The 13274-nt window shown below is 73.4% G+C and carries 12 protein-coding genes; 2 read left to right on the top strand and 10 right to left on the bottom strand.

Features of this window, described 5'->3' with window-relative positions; translation table 11 throughout:
• Positions 1-67: 67 nt before the first annotated feature.
• The 6 genes from BIV23_RS37325 to BIV23_RS37300 all read right to left on the bottom strand — a co-directional run bounded on the left by BIV23_RS37325 (position 68) and on the right by BIV23_RS37300 (position 6725).
• A complete protein-coding gene (locus BIV23_RS37325; protein ID WP_071385426.1) occupies positions 68-1096 on the bottom strand; it encodes an LLM class flavin-dependent oxidoreductase in 1029 nt (342 codons plus the stop codon).
• Positions 1097-1163: 67 nt separating this feature from the next.
• Positions 1164-2666 (bottom strand): metallophosphoesterase family protein, encoded by a 1503-nt coding sequence (locus BIV23_RS37320; protein WP_071385425.1) that lies wholly within the window; start codon positions 2664-2666, stop codon positions 1164-1166.
• 53 nt (positions 2667-2719) lie between these two features.
• Complete coding sequence (locus tag BIV23_RS37315; RefSeq protein ID WP_071385424.1) at positions 2720-3460, bottom strand: SDR family NAD(P)-dependent oxidoreductase; 741 nt, start codon at positions 3458-3460, stop codon at positions 2720-2722.
• 386 nt (positions 3461-3846) lie between these two features.
• Complete coding sequence (locus tag BIV23_RS37310; RefSeq protein WP_071385423.1) at positions 3847-5046, bottom strand: glycoside hydrolase family 64 protein; 1200 nt, start codon at positions 5044-5046, stop codon at positions 3847-3849.
• A 179-nt stretch (positions 5047-5225) separates the two neighbouring features.
• Positions 5226-5981: a dienelactone hydrolase family protein gene (locus BIV23_RS37305; protein ID WP_071385422.1), complete on the bottom strand. Its 756-nt coding sequence runs from the start codon at positions 5979-5981 to the stop codon at positions 5226-5228.
• 123 nt (positions 5982-6104) lie between these two features.
• The gene (locus tag BIV23_RS37300; RefSeq protein WP_071385421.1) at positions 6105-6725 is read right to left on the bottom strand and encodes an L-threonylcarbamoyladenylate synthase; all 621 of its coding nucleotides are present in this window, start codon (positions 6723-6725) and stop codon (positions 6105-6107) included.
• A gap of 316 nt (positions 6726-7041) precedes the next feature.
• Between BIV23_RS37300 and BIV23_RS37295 the strand changes: the two genes are divergently transcribed.
• Entirely contained in the window at positions 7042-8583 is a 1542-nt protein-coding gene (locus tag BIV23_RS37295) for a helix-turn-helix domain-containing protein (RefSeq protein ID WP_071385420.1), read from the top strand.
• 123 nt (positions 8584-8706) lie between these two features.
• On the opposite strand, the gene BIV23_RS37290 is transcribed toward BIV23_RS37295, so the two are convergent.
• Entirely contained in the window at positions 8707-9957 is a 1251-nt protein-coding gene (locus BIV23_RS37290) for a serine hydrolase domain-containing protein (RefSeq protein ID WP_071385419.1), read from the bottom strand.
• A 226-nt stretch (positions 9958-10183) separates the two neighbouring features.
• Between BIV23_RS37290 and BIV23_RS37285 the strand changes: the two genes are divergently transcribed.
• Positions 10184-10456 carry a hypothetical protein gene (locus BIV23_RS37285; RefSeq protein WP_245790832.1) on the top strand — a complete coding sequence of 91 codons (273 nt, stop codon included), beginning with the start codon at positions 10184-10186 and terminating at the stop codon, positions 10454-10456.
• Positions 10457-10460: 4 nt separating this feature from the next.
• Here BIV23_RS37285 and BIV23_RS37280 read toward each other — a convergent pair whose 3' ends face one another.
• The 3 genes from BIV23_RS37280 to BIV23_RS37270 all read right to left on the bottom strand — a co-directional run bounded on the left by BIV23_RS37280 (position 10461) and on the right by BIV23_RS37270 (position 13242).
• Entirely contained in the window at positions 10461-10928 is a 468-nt protein-coding gene (locus BIV23_RS37280) for a hypothetical protein (RefSeq protein WP_071385418.1), read from the bottom strand.
• Between the two features lie 214 nt (positions 10929-11142).
• The gene (locus tag BIV23_RS37275; protein ID WP_177240177.1) at positions 11143-12270 is read right to left on the bottom strand and encodes a PP2C family protein-serine/threonine phosphatase; all 1128 of its coding nucleotides are present in this window, start codon (positions 12268-12270) and stop codon (positions 11143-11145) included.
• Positions 12271-12354: 84 nt separating this feature from the next.
• A complete protein-coding gene (locus tag BIV23_RS37270) occupies positions 12355-13242 on the bottom strand; it encodes a Gfo/Idh/MocA family protein (RefSeq protein ID WP_071385416.1) in 888 nt (295 codons plus the stop codon).
• Positions 13243-13274 lie beyond the last annotated feature (32 nt).

Here is a 13274-nt window from a genome sequence, read left to right as displayed (position 1 = left end):
GATCGATTCCGGAGCCGGTCCGACGGATGCCATCAGCCCCGACCCGGCGACGAGGAGCGGGCGCCGGTCAGCTCGCGGGGCGCCGGCCGAGGGCGGGGGCCAGGTTCGTCGCCATGTCGGTGAGTATCTGGACGTAGTCCTCGTGCTCGAAGGTGAACGGCAGCGCGAACGCGACCTCGTCGACCTCGCGGAACGCGGCGTGCGCCTGCAGCCGTTCGGCGATCTGCTCCGAGGTGCCCACCAGGTCCGGTGCGAACAACAGCCGCCCGGGGCCTTGCGGGGAGGCCGTGCGGGGCAGGCGCTCGGCCGCGTAGGCCTCGTACTTGGCACGCTGCGCCGGGCTCGCGGAGTCGGTGGGGATCACGACCAGACCCTGCGAGACCCGGGCGGCCTCGCCGTCGGGGTGGTGGGCGCGGAACTCCCGGATCAGCCCCAGCTGGATCGCGGCGAAGTCCGGCTCCCCGTGCGGGTCTTCGGCCTTGACGACACTGCTGGTCAGGAAGTTCATCCCGTGCTCACCGGCCCAGCGCGCCGAGCCGAGGCTGGCGCCGCCGTACCACAGCCGCCGGCCGAGGCCGGGGGAGTGCGGCTGGACCACGTCCGAGAACACCTCGAAGCCCTCGACCCCGCTGAAGTCGCTGGCGGGCTTGCCGCGTACGAAGTCCAGCAGCCGCCGCACCCGCTCGTAGGAGAAGTCCTCGGCGTCGGCGGTGTCCGGGTGCAGGGCCTGCTTGATGTGGTCGTAGTGCATCGGCGGGCCGACGCTCACGCCCGGGTTCAGCCGGCCGCCGGACAGCAGGTCCACGGTCGCCAGGTCCTCGGCGAGGCGCAGGGGGTTCTCCCAGCCCAGCGGGATCACCGCCGTGCCCAGCTCGATGCGCCGGGTGCGCTGGGAGGCCGCCGCGAGGACCGCCACCGGGGAGGAGATGCCGTACTGGAGGTGGCGGTGGCGGACCCAGGCACTGTCGAAGCCCAGCCGCTCGCCCAGCTCGATGATCTCCAGTGTGGACTCGTGGCCCCGCGCCGGATCCGCGGCGTCGAACAGGCCGATGGTGAGAAAGCCCAGCTTGCGCAGCGGGCGTGGGGTGGACGGCACGGGCTCCTCCAACGGTCGTACGCCGGCACTGCCCCGATTCTGGCAGGCCGATGTGACAACGGTGTGATCACTTCAGCGGGATGACGACCTCGTCCTCGACCGGCGGATCGATCTCCTGCGCACGGTTGCCGGTCGCGGCGAAGCAGCGCAGCCGGACCTCCTCCGGGGCGACGTCGAGTCGCAGGAAGCACTTGAAGAACGGCGGGCTGTAGGTGGCCGAGCCGGGTGAGAACAGCGAGGTGTACGCCTTGCGCACGGGCAGCCGGAACCGGGACGTGCGGTCCGGGCGGCCGCCCGTGCCGAGCAGGCTCGCCACCAGCCGGGTGCGCCGGGTCACCCGGGCGTCCGGACCGGGCGCGCGCCCCGGCTCGATGCCGAGCCGCTCGGCGACGACGGCCGTGGCCTCGGACTCGGTGAGGCCGAAGAAGCGGGGCAGGCGCAGCCGGCGGCCGTACAGGCGGCCGTAGAAGGCCAGCGAGTCGCCGCGCAGCGGATAGCAGCGGAAGTCCCGCTCGGTGACACCGCCGACCGACACGCGCGGAATGGTGTGCGTGGCGTGCATGAACGCACCGCCGCCGCCGGAGACCACGTACTGGATGGTGCGGCCGTCCACGTCGACCGGATATCGCTGGTAGTTGTGGATGTCACCGCCGATCGCGGCCACGTAGTGGTGCTCCGGGTCCCTGACGATGTCGTCCACCGTGCCGCCGCCCTCGATGGCGCACGGGTGGTGCTCGCCGTCGACGTACAGCGGTGAACCGGTGACGAGGATCTTCGGCTTCGGTCCCCGGGACACCGCGCGCAGCCAGGAGCCCTGTTCGGCGTCGATCGTGCCCAGCAGCCCGGTGTCGATGCCGACGATCCGCACGGGCCCCGCGTCGATCGCCCAGTACGGCCCCGGCTGCTCGGCCCGCTGACCGGGCTTCGCGCGCAACTCCCGGGCGGCGGCGAGGCGTTGCTCGTCGGTCGGGGCGGGACGGTGCCACAGCAGGGCGCGCCACCAGGCGGGGGTGAGCGGACGGGGCCGGGGCTCGGGGTCGAGGGGCGGGGTGTCGGCGCAGAAGACGCGCATGAACGCGCCGAGGTCCTCGTACCAGTCGTGGTTGCCGGGTATCGCGTAGATCGGCGCGGGATAGTCCTGGTAGGGGCGGAAGAACTTGTCGTGGTAGTCGTCGGCGGTGCCGACGGGGTAGATCACGTCGCTCGTGACCACCGCGAAGTCGGTGTCCTGACTCGCCTTCAGAAAGCCCGGCACGACGGCGTACTGAGGGTCGTCGCCCTCGCCGGTGTCCCCGACGACCATGAAGGAGAAGACGTCGGGGACCGCACGTCGGATCACCTTGTCCGCGGGCGCCCCGGCCGCCTCCCGGCGGGCGACCCAGCGGCTGCGGGTGCGGCCCGTCGGATCGCCGAACCAGGACGCCAGCACGCCGTTGCGGGCGGCCCACAGCGTCCGTGGATCGAGCCAGGAGACCTTCTCGACGTGGTCCGGCATCAGCTGCTTGTAGGCACCGGGCTCGGCCGAGCCCCAGCCGGCGCCCTGTGCGGTATCGCGTGAGGAGTCAGACACGCCTGCACCGTAACAACGCGCCGGTCGGCGGGGGTTGGCGGGGGCCCGGGGCGTCAGGTCAGGTTCAGGCCGCCGTCGAGCAGGATGACCTCGCCGGTCAGGTAGGTGCTGGCGAGCACCGACGCGACCAGGCCGGCCACGTCGGCGGGCCGGGCCGGGCGGCGCATGGGGGCGCGTTCGCGCCACAGTTCGTGCGCCTGCGTCCAGTCCCGCGTCATCGGCGTGTCCACCAGGCCCGGGGCGACCGCGTTCACCCGCACGTCCGGTGCGAGCGCGGCGGCGAGCAGCCGGGTCACGTGGTTCAGCGCCGCCTTGCTCGCCGCGTACGGCACCGACGAACCCTTGGGCCGTACCCCGGCGTGGCTGGTGATGTTCACGATGCTTCCGCCGCCGGGGGCCGTGCGCAGCGCCGGAAGCGCCGCGGTGCACAGGACCCAGGGCGCGATGAGGTTGACCTCCAGCAGCCGCCGCCAGTCCGCCGGCGTCGCGGCGGCCAGGTCGGCGTGCGGGATCGGCCAGCTGACGCCGGCGTTGTTCACCAGCACGTCCAGCCGCCCGTACCGGCCGAGCGCGGCCTCGACCAGCCCGCGCGTCTCGTCCTCCGCCTCCAGGTCGGCCCGTACGTAGGCGCCGCCCAGCTCGGTCGCCAGGGCCTCGCCGGCCCGCGTGCTGCTGCGCGAGTGCACGACCACCCGCATGCCGTCGGCCGCCAGCCGCCGCGCCACGGCCTCGCCGATCCCCGACGTGGATCCGGTGACCAGGGCAACGGGCCGCTCGCTCTGTTCGCTGCTCATGATCGGCAATCCTGTCACGCACCGCATCCGCCGGGTCCTTCGCCCTGTCGGCCGCAGGGCGTCGAGCAGCCGTCCGAGCCGGTCGCTCTCCGCCCGGGGCGGCGGAGTCGCCGATTCCGTCCCGGCAGGTCAGCGACCGACCTCGAATGGTCACCTCGTGGCTGACATGTGCGGGTCGAGGCTGACATTTCTCCCCAGCGCATCGCACCTCCTCGCCGGCGGGCCCGACGGCCACGCTGAAGTTCAACGGCGTGGAGGACGTCTCGCTGCAGACCGGCTTCGTCGTGGACGGCACCGCCCTGACGACCGGCTGATCCGGCAGCCGTGAGCCCGCACGGACGCGGTCCCGCACCCCTGGTGCGGGACCGCGGCAGGTGAGGCCGCCGTCAGCTCAGCGGGTCCAGCGTGAGGTACGCCTGCTGCGGAGCGCCGTCGTTCACCAGCGACTCCTGGTTGCCGACGTCGTCGAAGGCGAACGCGTAGGCCTTGCCGTCGGCCATCTGGCCGTGGACCGCGCGGGCGTACTGGTTGGTCACCGCGTCGTGGTAGAAGTCGCCGGGCGTGGTGTCCGGCTGGTTCGAACTCGTCAGCAGGGTCGAACGGTTGAAACCGGCGCACAGCGTGCGGGAGATGGGACCGCGGACGTTGTCGTTCGGCGCGTCGAGCAGCTTGTGGCAGCCGAAGACGCTGTCCGCGTCCGGCTTCTGGAAGCTGGTGACGACCGTGCCCGAGGCGTCCGTGAAGTTCATGACGTCCCCCGAGACCCGCCCGAAGTACTTGGTGTCCGGCTGGTCCGCGAACGGCGTCACGGTCAGCGTGCTGGTCGCGTACTTCTGCCAGACCCGGCTCACGTAGTCGTCCATCACGTTCGCCGGCAGGGCACCCGTCTCCACGCCGTACAGCGGGGACAGCGCACGCAGCACGGTGCCGTCGGAGCGGGTCTGGACCAGTCCGGACCAGCCGCCGGACTGTGCGCGCAGGGCGTCGAAGAAGCCGGTATAGCCACCGGACTTGAGATGGCCGGTGGTGCTCACGCTGCCGTCGGCCCGCTTCACCCCGACCGCGTACGGCGCCGAGAACATGTCCACCTGGGTGCTGTTGAGCCACAGCCCCGAGTCGTTCAGCGTGTACTCGGACCAGTTGAAGAGGATGTCCCGGTTCGGGTCGGACGGGTTCTGCACGGCGGGCTGGACGAGTCCGCCGGTGGTGAGCCGGAAGTCCAGCTTCTGGCCGTAGGAGAAGTAGATCCGGCCGGAGAACTTCGGTATCCGGATGGTGGTCGACCGGCCGGGTGTGGGGCCCGCGATCGACGCGTCCGGCGCGGGGGTCGGCGGATTGCCGCCCGCGGGCCAGGCGTGGAAGGCGCCGTTCGCGTCGGCCCAGCCCTGCGCTCCGGAGGAGAGCTGGGTGCCGAGGTCGTAGACGTAGACCGGTTCGGAGCGGCCCGAGTCGTTGGTGATCGTCAGCGCGAGGGTGTCGGGGACGGCGGCGCCGGCGCGGTCCGGGGCGCCGAGGGCGAGCGCTCCGCCGACCAGGGCCGCCACGGCCGCCAAGGGCAGCGCGGGGCGCGTGAGTTGATGCGGCACTCTCCATACCTCCGTGTGGGGTCGGGGTGGTACGGATATTGGTCCGTACCAGTTCTGAGAGCGCTCTCAGACTCGTGGTGCAACCGCGTGCATGTCAATGCGTGGAACGAGATCGGCTCCCGGCACCCGCGGTGCGGCGGGCGCCGGGAGCCGGTCGGTGTCCGGTGGGTGAGCCGGTGTCAGAAGGTGCGCTCCAGCAGACCGAGCAGGGCCGTCCAGTGCCGCTCGTAGGCCTCCTCGTCGTACGCGCTGGTGTCCTCCTGCGTGTAGCCGTGCCGGGCGCCCGGGTAGACCTCGCAGGTGTGCCGGACCCCGGCCTCGGTCAGGGCCTTCTCGAGGCGCTCGATCTGCTCCGGCGGCAGCGAGGGGTCGTTGTCGGCGTGCCCGAGGTACAGCTCCGCCGTGATGCGCCCGGCGCCCAGGTGCGGGCTGGCCGGGTCGTCGGTGGCGAGTGCCCCACCGTGGAACCCGGCCGCGGCCGCCACCCGGTCCGGATGCGCCGCGGCCGTCCACAGGGCGAGCCGGGCGCCCATGCAGTAGCCGGTGATGCCGACCGGCCCGTCGGTGACCAGCGGGCTGTCGGCCATCCAGCGCAGATAGGCGGCGGAGTCCCGCTCGATCATCCCCGGGTTCAGGGCGGACACGATCGGGCCGAGCTTCTCCCAGATGGTCGGATCGGCGGACAGGTCCTTGAAGTCGGGCAGTTCGACGACCGGCGCCCGGCCGACGCGGTAGGTCACGTTGGGCACCAGCACCGTGTAGCCGGCGGCGGCCAGCCGGTCGGCCATCTTCTTCAGGTGCGGGCGCAAGCCGTAGGCGTCCTGGTAGAGCAGCACACCCGGGCGGGGCTCCCCGTCCGCGGGGCGCACGAGGTAGGCGTCAGCGACGCCGTCCTCGGTCGGGATGTCGAGGTCGGTTCGCCGGAGATCGGTCATGGTGAGCAAGCCTCCCTGGGGAATGGGGCGCCGGGCGGCGGCCGCCCCCCGGCGCCGGCTACGGCCCATGCTGCCACGCAAGATCGGCGGTGCCGCGCCGGGTGTGCCGTGCGGCCGCCCCGGTCACTCGAAGCGGCCGGTGTCCCCGGCGCCCCGCCGGACGATCTCCGCCTCGCCGCCGGAGAAGTCCACGACCGTCGTCGGCTCGGTGCCGCACTCGCCGGAGTCCACCACCGCGTCCACCACGTGGTCGAGCCGGTCCTTGATCTCCCAGCCCTGGGTCGGCGGCTCCTCCTCGTCCGGCAGCAGCAGCGTGCTGGACAGCAGCGGCTCGCCCAGCTCCGCCAGCAGCGCCTGGGTGACCACGTGGTCGGGGATGCGCACACCCACTGTCTTCTTCTTCGGGTGCATCAGCTTGCGCGGCACCTCGCGGGTGGCCGGGAGGATGAAGGTGTAGCTGCCGGGGGTGGACGCCTTCACGGCCCGGAAGACGTCGTTGTCCACCCGTACGAACTGGCCGAGCTGCGCGAAGTCCCGGCACATCAGGGTGAAGTGGTGCCGGTCGTCCAGATGGCGGATGGCGCGGATGCGGTCCATGCCGTCCTTGCTGCCCAGCCGGCAGCCCAGCGCGTAACAGGAGTCGGTCGGGTATGCGATGAGCGCGTCGGAACGAACCGCGTCCGCGATCTGGGCGATGCTGCGCGGCTGCGGGTTGTCGGGGTGCACGTCGAAGTACTTCGCCACCCGTCGAGCTTATGCCGCCCCATGCGTCCCGCGCGCACCGGCCGGGTCCGGGGGAGATCCGTGCACCCCCCGCCTCGAAAGTCTCCCGAGGTTACGCGCGTACGTCCCGGATTCCGGGGCATCCGCTCTCTGAGACGCTCAGGGCCACCCCCCCCCGGCCCCGGGCGCCGCGACTCCGCCGACGGCCCACCCCCCGGGCCGTCGGCGGAGTCATGTCCGCGGTGCCCGTCGGCAGGGGACGCGAGCGGGCCCCTTCGGGTAACGTGCCGGATGCGTATGCGCAGGTCAGCGCGGAGACGAGGAGGGGTGGAAGGACGTGGCCGGCCCATCGGACGAGAGTGCCCCGCCAGCGCGGCCGTACGGCGGCGACGGCGCCTGGGCGCAGCAGTTGCTGGACCACCTGCGGCCCGCCGGCCGCGATCTCGGCCGCCTCGTCGCCTGGCTCGCCCGCAGCACCGGGGCGATCGTGTGCCTCCTGGACGCCCACGGCCGCCTGCTCGCCGGTGAGCGCCTGCCGCTCGACACCACCGTGGTCGCCGACGTCTGTGCCGGCCGGGTCGCCGCCGCGGCCCTGGAGGACGGCGTACGACACGTTCGCCTGGTCGGGATACGGCATCCCGGACCCGGCCCGGCGGCGGGCGCGGTGCTGGCGCTGGCCCGCCCGGCGCCCTTCGACCGGCACACCGCGGAGATCCTCAACCACACGTCCGCAGTGCTGGAACTGCTGCTCAGGGAGCGGGAGTTGGTGGACTCGGGGCGGCGGCTGCGGCGGGCCACGGCCGACCTGCGGCTGGCGATCCTGCAACTGCTGATGGTGGAGGACACCGTCTCCGCCCGCCGCGTCGCCGCCGGGCTCTGGCCCGGACTGCTGGAGGAGGACACCGCCCGCGTCTACGTCGTCGAGACCACCGCCGCCGAACGGGACCGGCTCGCCGAGGCCTGCGCCGACGCCACCGCGGGCCGGGCGCTCGTCGTGCGCTGCCCCGCGATGGACGGACACGTCATCGTCGTCGGCCCGTCGACCGAGGTCGGGGAGCGGCTGCGGTCCCTCGTCACCGGCCGCCCCGGCACCTTCCTCGGCGGCAGCCCCCGCCAGCGCCTCGCGCTCACCGCCACCGCCTACGGCCAGGCCGTCACCGCCCTCGCCGTCGCCCACTTCCGGCCCGAACGGTCCGCGGTCTACGCCGCCCGCACCCGCCCCGCCCAGCTCATGGACCCGGCCGGACTGCGCGCCTGGGCCGGTGCGGTGCTCCGCCCGCTGGACGCGCTGCCGCACCACGTGCGCGCCGAACTCCTCGCCACCACCGGGCTGGGCCTGGAGTTCACCGCCGTCAGCGCGGCCAAGGTGCTCGGCGTCAGCCGGAACACCGTCCGCGCCCGGATGGACCGGGTCGCCGGGCTGCTCGGCGCCGACTTCTCCCGGCTGGCCGTCCGCGCCGTCGCGCACGTCGCGCTCAACACCGAGGCGGCGCACGGCCCGTACGACCCCGGCGGCCCCGCGGCCCGCCCGGCGGACCGGGACGGGCTCACGGACCTGTTCGGCACGCGGGCACTGCGCGCCTGGGCCGAGGGCCTCCTCGGCCGGCTCGACGCGGACGGCCGGGACCTGCGCGGCACCCTGCGCGCCTGGATCGCCGCGGACGCGCACGCCGAACGCGCGGCCTGCTCGCTCGGCGTCCACGCCCAGACCGTACGCGAGCACGTCCGCTCCGCCGAGCCGGTCCTGGAGCGCCGGTTGACGGCCGGCGGCACCGATCTGTACGAGACCGTCCTCGCCCACCTCGTCGTCGGTGAACTGCCCGTCCCCGAACTCGGCGTGACGAACCGGGACCAACCGGACTCACCTGTGCACGGGTGAGTGCCGGGCGGGCCCCGCCGGGCACCGGTGCACTACCCCGGACCGCCTCTCGTACCTAGGTTCAGTGTTGCGCGGGGCGCGACCGGAACGGGGGACCGGTCGGAGCCCCGCGGCCTCGTCCGCTCAACCGGTGGGTGTGCGCGGCAGGTTGTAGACGTGCGCGGGGGAGATGATCGTCGTGATCGCCTTGCCCACCACCGTGCTGGGCTCCTGCCCCTGGTACGCGGTGTCGGTGTTGAGGAGCACGACGAGTGTCGTCCGTGTCGACGGCAGATAGACCGTCAGGGACTCGTAGCCCGGCAGGGAGCCGTTGTGGCCGATCCAGCCCTGTACGTCGAAGATGCCGAGGCCGTAGCCGGCGCCCTTGACGGAATCGGTCTGCGGGGTGTTCAGCCGCTGCTCCTGGGTGGCGGCACTGATCATCCGCCGGCCGTCGGGGAACTCGCCGGTGGCGACCGTCGGCGCCCAGACGCGCAGGTTCTCGAGCTTGGAGATCATCGCGCCGGCCGCCCAGCCCCAGGACGGGTTCCAGTTGGTCGCGTCGGCGACCTTGCCGTTCGCCGTCTGCTTCGTGTAGCCCTGCGCGTGCGGGCGCGGGAGCTCGTTGCCGGTCGGGAAGACCGTGTCCTTCATGCCGGCCGGGTCGGTGACGTGCTGCCTGATGTAGTCCCCGAGGCGCTGCCCGCTCGCCTTCTCCACCACCAGACCGAGCAGGATCAGATTGGTGTTGGAGTACGAGAACTTCTGCCCGGGCTGGAACAGCGCCCGGTGCTTGAAGGAGTAGCCGAGCAACTGCCGGGGTGTGAAGGACTGTTGCGGGTTCGAGGTCAGGGCCCTGACGAAGTCCCGGTCCTCGGAGTAGTTGTACAGTCCGCTGCGCATCCCCGCGAGCTGACGCAGCGTGATCTTGTCGCCGCCCGGGACGCCGTCGACGTACGTGCCGATCGGGTCGTCCAGACCGACCTTCTTCTGGTCCACGAGCTGAAGCAGTGCCGACACGGTGAACGTCTTGGTCTCGCTGCCGATGCGCATGAACAGGTTCGGGGTCATCTTCCGGCCCGTGCTGCGGTCGGCGACCCCGAACGAGCGGATGTAACTCGACTGCCCCGGCGTCCAGATGCCGACGGTCGCGCCGGGGATGTCCGCCGTGTGCATCGCCTGCTGCACGGCGGTGTCGAGCCGGCGGGCGACGTCGGGTGTGAGGTCACGGACCTCCGGTCCCGAGGGCGTGGGGCTGGGCGAGCCGGTGGCGAGGGCGGCGGGAACGGCGGCCGGTGCCGCCTGTACGGGGCCCGCGGTGAGTGGTGCGATCAGCGTCCCCACCGTGACGGCGACCGCCGCTCCCCTCAGCAGGCGTGCGGACGATTGCGACATGGGCTGACTCCAAGCACGTGAGAGCGGAACGTGCGGTGAGCGGGAGGCCTGGCCCGGACCTCCCCAGCATAGGAGAGCCCGCCCCGCACCGCCCGTTGGGCCGGACGGGTGCCGACGGGATGCTTGTACGACGGGTACGGTGCCTCGTTCGAGCGACGAGCTCACCCGACCCGGTGAGCCGCGGCGGCCGGGCGTACCGACGGCGGCTCCGGCGCGTTGCCCCGGCATGGACCGCTTGGACGGCTCGGACCGCTTGAACCCGGCGTACCGCCTGGACCGGATGGACCGGCTGGAGCAGCTGCGCCGGGTGGACCGGCTGGAACCGACGCGCCGGACGGACCGGTCCGAGCAGCCGGACCGGGCCCGGGAGCCGATCTACGCCCGGCTCGTCGTCGAGTGGCGGGCGCACGGGCGGGCCGTGCCCGCGGAACCGGACGTGCTGTTCGCCGTCGTGCGCGGATTCGCCCCGCGGGCGCGGCCCGCGGCCGAGCGGACCTGACCGGTCACCGCTCGCCCAGCGGAGCGAGTACGGCGAGTGTGCCGTTGGCCTGCCGCAGCGCCTCTTCGAGGGCACCGGGCGCGTGCAGCGTGCCGGTGCCGTCGGGCGGGACGAGCCACTCCAGGAAGCGCGCGGGCCGGTACGGCGGCGGTACGGCGACCCAGGCCCCCTTGGTCGCGTACCGCAGTCCCGCGCCCACCCAGCCCCCGGACGGGTCCGGCGGCAGGAAGAACCCCACCCGCCCCGCCGCCGTGTCGACCAGCGTCGGGCCCGGCGCGGCCGCCCCGGGCCGCCACAGCAGGTCCAGGGCGAGCAGGCCGAGCTGGTCGGGAACGCTCAGCACGTCCCAGAAGCGGCCGACCTCCAGCAGTGCGATGCCCTCCCCGTGATCCCACTCCCGTTTGCAGGAGCGGGGGTCCGCCGCCGCAGCGGCCAGCCACTCCACGCCCCGCGTCCACATCGTGTTCGTCATGCACTGCTCCGGGTGTCCTCGCCCGCCTGCCTCGGTGCAGGGGACGGCCATGGCCGGGTACGCCGTACGTCGTGCGCCCGCACCGCAACCCGGCATATGCATGCTCGTAGATATTTCTACCTGGCGGAAGGGGTGGCGCGGCATGGCGTTTGAGCTGGTTCGTTCGAACTCCGGCCAGCGGTTCGTCAGTTGGGGATCGAGGCGAAGAGGCGTGTCACCCTTTCGGGGACGCACCCCCGCGGGGAGCGGTCCGACCCGGTGGCGGGTCGGGGGCCAGCACCAGCATGGTGACGTCGTCGCGGACCTCGTAGCCCAGCCGGGCGAGGTCCTGCCAGACCAGTCCGGGCAGCTCGGCGGAGGCCGAGCCGGACAGGGCGGCCAGCCGGGCCGGCAGCGGATAGAAGGCGCCACCCCCGTCCCGTGCCCGCGCCTCCCACACCCCGTCGGAGGCCAGGAACAGCCGGTCGCCCGGGCCGAGCGCCACGGTGACCTCCTTCGGCGGCTCGACGCCGACCAGCGCCAGCCCCAGCGGCGGCCCCGGCGCGACGGTCACCTCCAGGGCGCGCTCCCCGTCCAGCAGCACGGGCGCCGGATGACCGCAGGCCACCACGTGCACCGCGCGCCCGTCGGCGGGGAACTCCATCAGCACCCCGGTGGCGAACAACTCCCCGTTCGGCACGCCGGCCGCGTCCACCGCCAGCCTGCGGTCCATCCGCGCCGCCACGGACTCCAGGTCCGGCTGGTCCAGCACCGCCTCCCGGAAGGCGCCGAGCAGCGACACCACGGTCGCGACGGCCGCCAGTCCGTGCCCCCGTACGTCCCCCATCACCGCGCGCACCCCGTACGGCCCGTCGCGCACGTCGAAGAAGTCGCCGCCCACCAGAGTCCCGTTCTGCGCGGCCTGGTAGAAGCCCGTGCACCCGACGCGCCCGACCCGCGTCGGCAGCGGCGGCATCACGGCGCGCTGCACCGCCTCGCCGATCTCCCGCTCCTCGTCCAGCTGGGCGTCGCGGTGACTGCGCACGTACGACACGAACACGCTCAGCGCGGCCACGAACACGATGGTGAGCAGATCGGTGTTGCCCGGCCGGTTCAGATGCGTGGCCGGGACGTTCAGCGCCACGACCACGCCGACGCCGAGCACGCCGGTGGCCAGCGGGCCGTACGACAGGACGGACAGCGGCGGAATGGCACCGAGCAGAAAGCCGAGGTCGCGGGCGTGCGGGGTGACCAGTGTCGCCGCGCTGACCGCCACGAGCAGCGCGACGGGCAGCACCCTCACCCACCACGGCGGCGGCGCCCCACGCAACCAGCCGCGTCTCTCCCGGTCCCCGCGCGACATCCGGTCGCGCACCGATCCCACATCCCCAAGCTACGCCGCACCCCCAGCCGGGGCCTCCCGCCGGGCGCGGAGCCCCCTCGGGGGCTACTCCCCGCTGTCGGACAGGCGGGCCTGCGCGGCCGAGAGGATCTCGGTGACGCGGAGGCCGAAGGACGCGTCGCAGGCGTGGGGGCGGCCGGTGCGGACGGCGGTCAGGAGGGCGTCGGCGGCCCGCGCGAGGGCGGGGACCGCGCCCTCCGAGCTGCCGGGCAGCTGGGCCGTGCCCGCCTCGCCCCGCAGTTCCACGTCGGCCCCGGCCGCCGCCGGTGGCGCCGTCAGGCTCAGGGTCACGGTGCTGGAGGCGCCGGTGGCATGGTCGAGGACCAGGTGCACGGTGTCCGCCGGACCGTGTGCCGCCGCCGGCACCTGCCGTACATCGCCGAGCACGGGGAGCAGGACGGACAGCGCGTGTGGGCCCACGTCCCAGAGAGCTCCCTTCTCGCGTCGCCACGGTGACGCCGCGAACGGGCTGTCGGACGTGAACACCGCCCCCAGCCACTGCGCCCGCGCCGTGAACCAGCCCGCCACGGCCGCCTGCTCCTCGATCCAGGCCTCCGGCTCCTTCTGGAAGCGCGCGGTGAAGAACACCACGGACGCCACCCCGGCCCGCTCCGCCGCCGCCACGACGGCCCGGCCCTCGGCGACCGACACCGCGAGCGGCTTGTCCAGCAGCAGATGACGGCCCGCCCGCGCCGCCCGTACCGCCAACTCGGCCTGTACGGACGGCGGCAGGGCCACCGCCACCGCGTCCACGTCGGCCAGCAGCGCGTCCACGTCGTCGTACGCCGGGACGTCGTACCGACCCGCCAGTTCCCTGGCTGCCTCCGGCCGGCGCCCCCACACCCCCGCGAACCTGAGGGCGGTGTGTCTGGCGAGCGCGGGGGCGTAGGCAGCCCGGGCCCACGGGCCCGTCCCCAGCAGTCCGATGCGCATGCAGCGTTCCTAATCCTTGAGTAAGCGGTTCC

The sequence above is a fragment of the Streptomyces monashensis genome (assembly GCF_001866665.1).
Taxonomy (GTDB): Bacteria; Actinomycetota; Actinomycetes; order Streptomycetales; family Streptomycetaceae; genus Streptomyces; species Streptomyces monashensis.
Note: the sequence above shows the minus strand (reverse complement) of the source record. Positions and strands in the feature narration are given on the sequence as shown.